The sequence below is a fragment of the Rhodococcus sp. P3_B8 genome (genome assembly GCF_056402775.1).
Genome location: NZ_JBFUGT010000225.1, coordinates 1 through 10,733, shown reverse-complemented (window position 1 = coordinate 10,733; position 10,733 = coordinate 1). Strand labels below are relative to the sequence as shown.

The following is a 10,733-nucleotide window of genomic DNA, read 5'->3' as shown; positions in this document are numbered from 1 at the left end:
GTACTTCAGTTCCACGTTGTCCTTGTCCGCGGCATCCTGCGCGCCCGTGCGGATCAGGTCCCAGAACGTGTCGCCCGGTGCCGCGTGCGTGACCATTGCGATCGTGATGCGCGGGGTGTCGGCGGTGCCGGCGCCGATCCCGGACCCGCTGCTGTCCGGCTTGCCTCCGGTGCTCGAGCACGCCGCGAGGCTCATCACCAAGGCACTCGCGCAGGCCAGTACCGCCACGCGACGCCGGTTGGGGAAGTTCATCTGCTTTTCCTCTCGGGGGGACGAACGGCCCGGTGACGTCTCGGCCGTGTGCCTTAGATGTAATACGCGTCACACCCGAAAGTCAATAGTTTGTCTGGACATTAGGACCACAGATCAAATGAGCGGACATGGGTGTCCCCGCAGACGGCCCGGAAATCGAGCAGATGGGTGGACGGATGCAGGCGCGCTCAGCGCGTGACCGCTGCCCCGGCGTCGCGCGGCAGACGCAGCGTGTCGACCACCGTGCACAGCATCAGCAGGCCCAAAAGAACGAAGGTCCAGGAGTATTCGGACCCGAACCMGTGCTCGGACGACGTCGCCAACGGCGTGAACGCGGTGAGGGCGAGCGCCGCGACCGCGATACCCAGACCGGCCACCAGTTCCTGCACGGCAGCGTTGAGAGTGTTCGCGTGCGTGAGGTCGGCACGCTCGATGTCGGAAAACGCGAGACTGTTGTACGCGGTGAATCCGACCGAGCGCAGGGCCCCGCTCACGAAGAGGACCGCCGCGATGACCGGCATCGGGGTCGACGAGCTCAGGGCGGCGAGCAGCCCGAAGCAGCCGACGGACAGCAGAGCGTTGACCAGCAGGATCGGCCTGATCCCGAAGCGCCGCATCAGCGGCGTCGTACAGGGCTTGATGGCAATGTTGCCGGCGAACAACGCCGCGACGAGCAGACCCGCGAGGAACGGCGTCCAGCCGAAGCCGAGTTGGAACTGCAGCGGCAGCAGGAACGGCACCGCGGTGACGATCAGCCGGTAGAGCGACCCCCCGGTGACAGTGGTGCGTAGCGTGCGCACGCGCAGCACGCGGAAGTCGACGAGCGGGTGGGGCGTGCGGGCGAGATGGCGCACCGAGGCCGCCAGCAGAACGACCGCGACCACTCCCCCGATCGCGACTCGCCGCCAGTCGGTGCCCGTCACACGGATGCTCTCCAGCGCGATGAGGGCTGCCGCGATTCCCGTTCCGACTCCGAGGAGGCCCCGCCAGTCCAGCCTGCTCGTCGACCGCGAGCCTGCCCCGTGAACCAGCTTCAGGGACAGCAGGATTCCGAGAATGCCGATGGGAATGTTGATGACGAAGATCCATCGCCACGAGCCGACGGTGGCGATCGCACCGCCGAGCAGGGGCGCGATGACCGGCGCCGCGAGCGCAGGCCACGTGAGCAGGGCTATCGCGCGGACGAGGTCGCTCTTCGTGCTCGACCGCAGCACCGCGAGCCGCCCGACCGGCACCATCATGGCGCCGCCGACTCCCTGCAGCACCCGCATCGCGACGAGCATCGGCAACGAGACACTCGCCGCGCACCCGATGGACGCCAGCGTGAACACGGCGATGGCGGCCACGAACACGCGGCGGGTCCCGAACCGGTCGGCCACCCACCCGCTCGCGGGGATGAGGACGGCGACCGTGACCAGGTAGGCGGAGATCGCGATGTTGACGTCGACTGCGTCGACACCGAAGGACTCGGCGATCAGCGGGACGGCGGGCGCGATGATGGTGGCGTCGAGAATCTCCATGAAGAGGGCACCTGCCACCAGCAGGGCCATTCCACGGGGGAACGACGTCGCGCGCGCGGTTCTAGCGATCGACAACGGTCGTGTCGAAGTAGTACCGCGACGCTCGGTAGCAGTGGCTGCCGAACTCGACGGCGCTTCCCGAGTCGTCGAACGCGGTTCGGTTCATCGTCAGCAGCGGCGCCCCGGTCTTCTCGTCGAGCAGCGACGCCTCCGCCTTGCTCGCCGCTTTCGCGCCGATGCGTTGCCGTGCGAGACGGATGTGCACGCCGCGGGCACGGAGTGCGTGGTAGAGGCCGTGCGCCTCCAGTTCCTCGGGGTCCGGCGCGAGGTCCACCGGGATGTGGTTGGTCATCAGCGCCAGCGGTTCGCCGTTGGTACTGCGGAGGCGCCGGATGGATGCGACCTCGGCGCCGGGCTGCAGGTTGAGTTCGGCGGCGACGTCTTCGGCCGGCACGGATACCTGGTAGTCGAGAAGCTTGGTGGTCGGGCTCTGCCCCGCCCGCGCGAGGTCGTCGAAGAGGCTCGTGAGTTCGACCGGCCGATGCACGGCGCTCTGCACCACCTGGGTTCCGACCCCACGTTTGCGGACGAGCAGCCCCTTGTCGACGAGCTCCTGGATGGCGCGGCGCGTGGTGGGGCGTGACAGGTTCAGCCGCTTGGCGAGCGCCAGTTCGTTCTCGAAGCGGTCACCCGGGGCGAGTTCCCCGCCGATGATCGCGTTCTCGATCGTCTGCGCGAGCTGGAAGTACAGCGGAACCGGGCTCGATCGGTCGAGCTCGACTGCGAGTGGTGCACCCACGGACAACTCCGATCCTCGTGCGCGGGGCGACGTCGCCGTCGCCGATCTTTCCGGCAGTGTATGCGAACACTAACACCAGATTGACTTCAAGTAATAATGTCAGGACAAAGTCTTGACAGGAGTCGGTGAGGTGGAGCACAGTTTCAATCAGACCTCGGCGCCCTGCGCAGACCACCCACAACGACCTATTCGGGAGTCAGCCTTGACCACCATCCAGACGCATACCAACCGGAACGGATTGGACGTCCTCGCCATCGGGCGCTGCGGTGTGGACATCTACCCATTGCAGACCGGAGTCGGACTCGAACACGTCGAGACGTTCGGCAAGTTCCTCGGCGGAAGCGCGGCCAACGTCACCGTCGCCGCCGCCCGCCTCGGCTGCCGCAGCGCGCTCATCTCGGGCGTCGGCAACGACCCGTTCGGACGCTTCGTCCGCACGGCACTCACCGACCTCGGCGTCGACAACCGCTACGTCGGCATCGACACCGAGCACCCGACTCCCGTCACGTTCTGTGAGATCTTCCCGCCGGACGACTTTCCGCTGTACTTCTACCGCAAACCTGTCGCTCCGGACCTGCAGGTGACGCCGGCGGACGTCGATCTCGACGCGGTCCGCGACGCCAAGCTGTACTGGTCGACCGTCACCGGTCTGTCCGAAGAGCCCAGCCGCAGCGCGCATTTCGCAGCCTGGGAGGCCCGCGGACGCCGCACCCACACCGTCCTCGATCTCGACTACCGCCCGATGTTCTGGTCCTCCCCCGCCGACGCCACCGCTCAGGTGCAGCGCGCCCTCCAGCACGTCACCGTCGCGGTCGGCAACCGTGAGGAATGCGAGATCGCGGTCGGCGAGACCAACGCACACAAGGCCGCGGACGCCCTGCTCGATCTCGGCGTCGAACTGGCCATCGTCAAACAGGGCCCCAAAGGGGTCCTCGGGAAGACACGCACCCAGAGCATCACGGTGCCCCCGAACGACGTCCAGGTGGTCAACGGGCTCGGTGCCGGCGACAGCTTCGGCGGCACGCTGTGCCACGGCCTGCTCGCCGGGTGGCCGCTCGAGAAGATCCTGCGCTACGCCAACGCCGCGGGGGCGATCGTCGCCTCCCGGCTCGAATGCTCCACCGCGATGCCGACGGCCGACGAGGTCCGGGCGCTCGCCGATTCCACCACTTCGGAGGCTGTCAATGTCTGAAACTCTCGCTCACCGCGCAGTCTGCACGTCCTACGCCGACGTCACCGAGGTACGCGCGAACGACCCGGCCGCCATCGACCGCGCTTGGGCGACCCGGATCGCCCGGCCCACGRTCCGCGGTAACGGCCGGCTCATGATCGTCGCCGCCGACCACCCCGCCCGCGGTGCACTCTCGGTCGGCGACCGTCCGACCGCGATGAACAGTCGCACCGACCTCCTCGACCGCCTCCGCACCGCCCTGCGCAACCCCGGTGTGGACGGCGTGCTCGCCACCGCCGACATCCTCGACGATCTGGTGCTGCTCGGCGCGCTCGACGACAAGGTGGTCATCTCGTCGATGAACCGCGGCGGCCTGGCCGGCGCCAGTTTCGAACTCGACGACCGGATGACCGGCTACACCGCGGCCGGCACCGCGAAGGCGGGCATGAACGGCGGAAAGATGCTGTGCCGCATCGATCTCGACGATTCCGGCACCCTCTCCACCCTCACCGCGTGCGCCCAGGCGGTCGATGCGCTGGCCGAGGCCGGAYTGATGGCCATGGTGGAACCGTTCCTGTCGCGGCGTGTCGACGGCAAGGTCAAGAACGATCTCAGCGCCGACGCCGTGATCAAGTCGATCCACATCAGCCAGGGCCTGGGGTCCACGTCCGCGTACACGTGGATGAAGCTTCCGGTGGTCGACGAGATGGAACGCGTGATGGACGCGACGACGCTTCCGACGCTGCTGCTCGGCGGAGACCCGCAGACGGCACCCGAGGAGACGTTCGCGAGCTGGGCCAAGGCCCTCGCGCTGCCGTCGGTCCGCGGCCTGATCGTCGGACGCACCCTGCTGTACCCGCGGGACGAGGACGTCGCCGCCGCGGTCGACACCGCCGTATCCCTCGTTCACTGACGCACGCCGGAGAGGCCCACGATGAACAGCAAGTATTACGTGCCGGTCGGTTCCGCGGCCACCGGACCGTTCGACCTCGAGGTCACCCCCGAATCCGCGGGCTGGACCGAATCGAGTCTCCGGGTGCTCACCCTGGCCCCCGGCGGGTCGGCCGAACTCGCGTCCGGTGACGACGAGATCATCGTCGTGCCATTGGCCGGGTCCGCGGCGGTGTCGAGCGAGGGCACCGAATTCGCCCTCACCGGACGGCGGTCCGTGTTCGACGGGCCGAGCGACTTCGCCTACGTGGGCCGGGATTCGGCCTACACGGTGGCGAGCGCGACCGGTGGACGATTCGCCCTGTGCGGGGCCCGCGCGCGGCAGAAGTTCCCGTTCCGGTACGTCCCGGCAGCCGACGTCTCCGTCGAACTGCGCGGCGCGGGCAACTGCAGCCGCCAGGTGCACAACTTCGGCACCGCCGATCGCTTCGAAGCCGATTCGATCATCGCGTGCGAGGTCATCACTCCCGGTGGCAACTGGTCGTCGTACCCGAGCCACAAGCACGACGAGAACAGCGACGTCGAGTCGCAGCTCGAGGAGATCTACTACTTCGAGATCGCCGACGCCAATTCCACCGCAGTGGATTTCGGCGGAACCGGATTCGGCTACCATCGCGTGTACGGCACTCCCGAGCGGCCCATCGAGGTGCTCGAGGAAGTGCGCTCCGGCGACGTGGTCCTCGTGCCGCACGGCTATCACGGACCGTCGATCGCCGCCCCCGGACATCACATGTACTACCTGAACGTCATGGCCGGCCCCGGCGAAGACCGCGCCTGGAACATCTGCGACGACCCGGCCCACACCTGGCTGCGCGGCAGCTGGGAACACCAGACCGTCGATCCCCGCCTCCCCCTCCACGCACCGTCCGAAGGAGCATGACCGTGGTGTCCACCGCGCCGATGTCGGCGAGCAAGAACCCCAACGCCGAGGGCACCGTCCACCTCACGGTGGCTCAGGCAACCATCCGATTCCTCGCCAACCAGTACGTCGAGCGGGACGGCGAACGCACCAAGTTCTTCGCCGGCTGCTTCGGCATCTTCGGCCACGGCAACGTCGCCGGGCTCGGTCAGGCACTGCTCCAGGCCGAGATCGACGCCGTCGAAGCCGGTACCGAATCCGAACTGCCGTACGTCCTCGGGCGCAACGAGCAGGCGATGGTGCACAGCGCGGTCGCGTACGCACGCCAGAAGGATCGTCTGCAGACGTGGGCGGTGTCGGCCAGCGTCGGCCCCGGCTCGACCAACATGCTGACGGGCGCGGCGCTCGCCACCATCAACCGGCTGCCCGTCCTGCTCCTGCCCGCCGATACGTTCGCGACCCGCGCGAGCGCACCGGTCCTGCAGGAACTCGAACTGCCCTCGAGCGGCGACGTCACCGTCAACGACGCGTTCAAACCGCTGTCGCGCTACTTCGACCGGGTGTGGCGGCCGGAGCAGTTGCCTTCGGCGCTGCTCAGTGCGATGCGCGTGCTGACCGATCCCGTCGAGACGGGTGCGGCCACCGTCGCCATTCCGCAGGACGTGCAGGCGGAGGCGTTCGACTGGCCGGAGTCGCTGTTCGCGGAGCGCACGTGGCACGTGGCCCGGCCGCTTCCCGAGAAGTCGGTGATCGAGCGGGCCGCGGACGTGATCCGGTCTGCGAAGAAGCCGCTGATCGTCGCGGGCGGCGGCCTGATCTACTCCGGCGCCACCGAGGCACTGGCCTCGTTCGCCGAGACGACCGGCATTCCGGTCGGCCAGAGTCAGGCCGGCAAGGGCTCACTGCCCTACGACCACCCGCAGTCGGTCGGCGCGATCGGCTCGACCGGCACCACGGCGGCCAACGCTCTCGCCACCGAGGCCGACGTGATCATCGGCATCGGCACCCGCTACAGCGACTTCACCACGGCGTCGCGCACCGCGTTCAACAACCCCGACGTGCGGTTCGTCAACGTCAACGTCGCGTCGATCGACTCGGTGAAGCAGGGCGGCGTCAGCGTCGTCGCAGACGCCCGCGAGGCACTGGAGGCGCTCACCGAGGCATTGGGCGGCTACCAGGTTTCCGGCGAGTACCGTGCGCGCACAGCAGAACTCGCAGCTCACTGGGAGTCCACGGTGGACTCGGTCTACAAGATCGACGACGACTCGCGCGGACTGAACCAGAACCAGGTCATCGGTCTCGCCAACACGCTGTCCGATCCGCGCGACGTCGTCGTGTGCGCCGCCGGCTCCATGCCCGGCGACCTGCACAAGCTGTGGCGTACCCGCGACTCCAAGGGCTACCACGTCGAATACGGGTTCTCGTGCATGGGCTACGAGATCGCCGGCGGCATCGGCGCCAAGATGGCCTGCCCCGACCGCGACGTGTTCATCATGGTTGGCGACGGCTCGTACCTGATGATGGCCACCGAACTCGTCACGGCCGTGCAGGAGAACGTCAAGGTCATCGTGGTCCTCGTGCAGAACCACGGCTTCGCGTCCATCGGATCGCTGTCGGAGTCGCTCGGCTCGCAGCGGTTCGGCACCGACTACCGCTACCGCGGCGACTCCGGCCGGCTCGACGGCGACATCCTGCCCGTCGACCTGGCGGCCAACGCCGCGAGCCTCGGCGCCGACGTGATCCGCGCGAACACGGCCGCCGAGTTCACCGACGCCGTCAAGGTGGCGAAGGCCAGCGACAACACCACCGTCATCCACGTCGAGACGGACCCGCGAATCGCGGCCCCGGACAGCGAATCCTGGTGGGACGTGCCGGTCAGCTCGACCAGCACCCTCGACTCCACCCGGGCCGCCTACGAGACGTACGCGCAGTGGAAGAAGATCCAGCGTCCGTTCCTGCGCCCGTCCGGCAACTAACTCTCCCTCAGTAGAACTTTCGAAAGGATTTCCCGATGAGCGTTATTCGCGTCGGATCCGCCCCCGACTCCTGGGGTGTCTGGTTCCCCGAAGACCCGCAGCAGACCCCGTACGGGCGGTTCCTCGACGAGGTGTCCGCGTCCGGTTACGAGTGGATCGAGCTGGGCCCGTACGGCTACCTGCCGACCGATCCGCAGCAGCTCCGTGACGAACTCGCGGCCCACAATCTGAAACTGTCGGCCGGCACCGTGTTCGAGCACCTGCACCAGGACGACTCCTGGGATGCCGTGTGGACCCAGATCGAGGACGTCGCGAAGCTGACCGCCGCCGCCGGCGGCAAGCATGTGGTCGTGATCCCGGAGATGTGGCGCGACCCGAGCAGCGGCGAGGTGCTCGAGGACCGCAATCTCACTGCGGAGCAGTGGAAGAAGAAGACCGGCGGCATGAACGAGCTGGGCAAGAAGATGTTCGAGCAGTACGGCGTGAAGGCGCAGTACCACCCGCACGCGGACAGCCACGTCGACACCGAGGAGAATGTGTACCGCTTCCTCGACGGCACCGACAGCGAGTACGTGAACCTGTGCCTCGACACCGGCCACATCAGCTACTGCGGCGGCGACAACCTCGCGATCATCGAGCGCGCTCCCGAGCGGATCGGCTACCTGCACCTCAAGCAGGTCGATCCCGAGGTCCGCGCCAAGGTCGAGGCCGAGGACCTGCCGTTCGGCGAGGCCGTCAAGCTCGGCGCGATGATCGAGCCGCCGCTCGGCATCCCCGACCTGCCGCCGCTGCTCGCCGCAATCGAGAAGCTCGACATCGACGTGTTCGCGATCGTCGAGCAGGATCTCTACCCCTGCGCTGTGGACGTTCCGCTGCCGATCGCCCAGCGCACCCGTAAGTACCTGGGGTCCTGCGGGATCCCGTCCGTCACGTTCGTCTAACCGATCACGTCAGGAGCTAGTCAGCTATGTCCGGAAGCAACGACCTGCGCATCGCCGTCCTGGGTGTCGGAATGATGGGTGCCGACCACGTCGCACGCATCACCGAACGCATCAAGGGCGCCACCGTCGCCGTCGTCAACGACTACTTCGTCGAGAAGGCCGAGCAGATCGCGGCCGGGATCCCCGGCTGCCGAGTGATCGGCGACCCGCTCGACGCGATCGCCGACCCGGGTGTCGACGCCGTCGTCCTGGCCACCCCCGGCCCGACGCACGAGAAGCAGCTTCTCGCCTGCCTCGAGCACGGCAAGCCGGTGATGTGTGAGAAGCCGCTGACCACCGACGTCGCCACGTCCCTCGAGATCGTCAAGCGCGAAGCCGAGCTCGGTAAGAAGCTGATCCAGGTCGGCTTCATGCGACGTTTCGACCACGAGTACGAGCAGCTGAAGTCGCTCATCGACGATGGTGTGTTCGGGCAGGTGCTTCTCGCCCACTGCGTGCACCGCAACCCCGCCGTGCCGCCGAGCTTCGACAGCTCGATGATCGTCAAGGACTCGCTGGTCCACGAGGTGGACGTCACCCGATTCCTGTTCGACGAGGAGATCACCTCGGTACAGATCCTCCGCCCCGCCGCGAACCCGGGTGCACCCGAGGGACTGCAGGATCCGCAGATCGCGTTCTTCAGCACCGAATCCGGTCGCCACGTCGACGTCGAGGTCTTCGTGACCACCGGTGTCGCGTACGAGGTGCGCACCGAGATCGTCGCCGAGAAGGGTTCGGCGTTCATCGGTCTCGATGTCGGACTCGTCCGCAAGTACGGCACCGGCGCGGGCAACGGCCGCTCGGGCGCAGGTATGTCGGGCGGGGAGATCACCCCGTCGTTCAAGGAACGCTTCGGCCAGGCGTACGACGTCGAGATCCAGCGCTGGGTCAACGCCGCCCGCACGGGCGCGGAGACCGGCAACTACATCGACGGACCGGGTGCGTGGGACGGCTACGCCGCCGCCGCCGTGTGCGCTGCCGGCGTGCAGTCGCTCGAGACCGGCGAGCGCGTGGCCGTCGACATGGTCGACCGTTCCTCCATTCCGGGGGCATGAACACGATGAAGATTGCACTCGACCCCACCCCCTTCCACCACGACTACTCCCTCCTCGAATTGCCGGCGGTGGTTGCCGAACTCGGCTTCGAACACCTGCAGCTCACCCCTCATCGCGACATGATCCCGTTCTTCAACCACCCGAAGGCCGACGACGAGCTGGTTCGGCAGTTCCGCAAGTCCTGCAGCGATGCGGGCGTCGGAATCGCCTCCGTGTTGCCGGTCCTGCGGTGGTCGGGCCCCGACGAAGACGCCCGCGAGGCGGCGGTGCGGTACTGGAAGCGCGCCATTCAGATCACCGTCGACCTCGGTGTGAACGTGATGAACACCGAGTTCAGCGGCCGCCCGGAGAAGGCCGAGGAATCGGAGCGCGCCTTCTACCGGTCGATGGAGGAACTCGTCCCCATCATCGAGCGTGAAGGCATCGACGTTCGCATCGACCCGCACCCCGACGATTTCGTGGAGAACGGTCTGGACGCCATCCGGATGATCCGCGGCATCAACTCGAAGAACTTCGGACTGGTGTACGTCGCGTGCCACTCGTACCACATGGGCGCCGGGATGCTCGAGATCATGCGCGCGGCCGGCGACATGCTGCGGCTCGTCCACGTCGCGGACACGATGGATCACCACCGCTCCCACGGACTGCGGTACATCACCAACCCGCCCGGCAACCCGGTGCGTGTGCACCAGCACCTCAAGATCGGCGACGGCGACCTCGACTGGGACGAGTTCTTCGGCGGGCTCGGCGAACTCGGCTTCTACGACAAACCCGACACGGTGATGGTGTCGAGCGTTTTCGCCGAAGACGAGAACGCTCACGACGTCTCCCGCTACCAACTGAAGACCATGAAGGATTACATCGCGCGCACGCGGTGAAAGGACAACACATGAGCACCAACATCACTCGCGAGATCGCACACTGGTCCGACGGCAAGACGTTCACCGGGACCAGCGGCAACACCGCCCCGGTCACCAACCCGGCGACCGGTGCCGTCACCGGTCAGGTCGCCCTCGCCAGCGTCGAGGACGCCCGCGCCGTCATCGACGCCGCCGCCGCCGCGTTCCCCGCCTGGCGCGACACCTCCCTCGCCAAGCGCACCCAGGTGATCTTCACATTCCGGGAACTGCTCAACGCCCGCAAGCGCGAACTCGCCGAAATCATCACCGC

Annotated in this window: 10 protein-coding genes and 1 pseudogene; 8 read left to right on the top strand and 3 right to left on the bottom strand. The window is 67.4% G+C overall.

What is annotated here, in order from left to right; genetic code table 11:
- From AC1D1G_RS34515 to AC1D1G_RS34505, 3 genes and pseudogenes are all read right to left on the bottom strand, one after another.
- Positions 1-252, bottom strand: a pseudogene (locus tag AC1D1G_RS34515) (sugar ABC transporter substrate-binding protein); the annotation flags it as partial.
- Positions 253-440: 188 nt separating this feature from the next.
- Positions 441-1,802: an MFS transporter gene (locus AC1D1G_RS34510; protein ID WP_477955595.1), complete on the bottom strand. Its 1,362-nt coding sequence runs from the start codon at positions 1,800-1,802 to the stop codon at positions 441-443.
- Positions 1,803-1,833: 31 nt separating this feature from the next.
- The gene (locus AC1D1G_RS34505; protein ID WP_009474056.1) at positions 1,834-2,571 is read right to left on the bottom strand and encodes a GntR family transcriptional regulator; all 738 of its coding nucleotides are present in this window, start codon (positions 2,569-2,571) and stop codon (positions 1,834-1,836) included.
- Between the two features lie 202 nt (positions 2,572-2,773).
- Here AC1D1G_RS34505 and iolC point away from each other — a divergent pair, with 202 nt between their 5' ends.
- From iolC to AC1D1G_RS34465, 8 genes are all read left to right on the top strand, one after another.
- Positions 2,774-3,763, top strand: a complete 990-nt coding sequence (iolC, locus tag AC1D1G_RS34500) for a 5-dehydro-2-deoxygluconokinase (RefSeq protein ID WP_280782362.1) — start codon at positions 2,774-2,776, stop codon at positions 3,761-3,763.
- Positions 3,756-4,655 carry a Cgl0159 family (beta/alpha)8-fold protein gene (locus AC1D1G_RS34495; protein WP_477955593.1) on the top strand — a complete coding sequence of 300 codons (900 nt, stop codon included), beginning with the start codon at positions 3,756-3,758 and terminating at the stop codon, positions 4,653-4,655. The genes iolC and AC1D1G_RS34495 overlap by 8 nt, the downstream gene beginning before the upstream one ends.
- A 21-nt stretch (positions 4,656-4,676) precedes the next feature.
- Positions 4,677-5,573 carry a 5-deoxy-glucuronate isomerase gene (iolB, locus tag AC1D1G_RS34490; protein WP_280782360.1) on the top strand — a complete coding sequence of 299 codons (897 nt, stop codon included), beginning with the start codon at positions 4,677-4,679 and terminating at the stop codon, positions 5,571-5,573.
- A gap of 2 nt (positions 5,574-5,575) precedes the next feature.
- A complete protein-coding gene (gene iolD / locus AC1D1G_RS34485; protein WP_477955591.1) occupies positions 5,576-7,528 on the top strand; it encodes a 3D-(3,5/4)-trihydroxycyclohexane-1,2-dione acylhydrolase (decyclizing) in 1,953 nt (650 codons plus the stop codon).
- A 35-nt stretch (positions 7,529-7,563) separates the two neighbouring features.
- Positions 7,564-8,469, top strand: coding sequence for a sugar phosphate isomerase/epimerase family protein (locus AC1D1G_RS34480; RefSeq protein WP_265146199.1), 906 nt, complete (start codon positions 7,564-7,566; stop codon positions 8,467-8,469).
- Positions 8,470-8,495: 26 nt separating this feature from the next.
- Positions 8,496-9,563 carry a Gfo/Idh/MocA family protein gene (locus AC1D1G_RS34475; protein WP_005562834.1) on the top strand — a complete coding sequence of 356 codons (1,068 nt, stop codon included), beginning with the start codon at positions 8,496-8,498 and terminating at the stop codon, positions 9,561-9,563.
- A gap of 5 nt (positions 9,564-9,568) precedes the next feature.
- Positions 9,569-10,441 (top strand): sugar phosphate isomerase/epimerase family protein, encoded by an 873-nt coding sequence (locus AC1D1G_RS34470; RefSeq protein WP_005261338.1) that lies wholly within the window; start codon positions 9,569-9,571, stop codon positions 10,439-10,441.
- Positions 10,442-10,452: 11 nt separating this feature from the next.
- On the top strand, positions 10,453-10,733 hold a 281-nt coding region (locus AC1D1G_RS34465), incomplete at its 3' end, for an aldehyde dehydrogenase family protein (protein ID WP_477955588.1).

Bases quoted from the DNA above. Each gene is read 5' to 3' on its own strand.
- iolB (WP_280782360.1), top strand. From the start codon at position 4,677: ATGAACAGCAAGTATTACGTGCCGGTCGGTTCCGCGGCCACCGGACCG.
- AC1D1G_RS34480 (WP_265146199.1), top strand. From the start codon at position 7,564: ATGAGCGTTATTCGCGTCGGATCCGCCCCCGACTCCTGGGGTGTCTGG.
- AC1D1G_RS34475 (WP_005562834.1), top strand. From the start codon at position 8,496: ATGTCCGGAAGCAACGACCTGCGCATCGCCGTCCTGGGTGTCGGAATG.
- AC1D1G_RS34470 (WP_005261338.1), top strand. From the start codon at position 9,569: ATGAAGATTGCACTCGACCCCACCCCCTTCCACCACGACTACTCCCTC.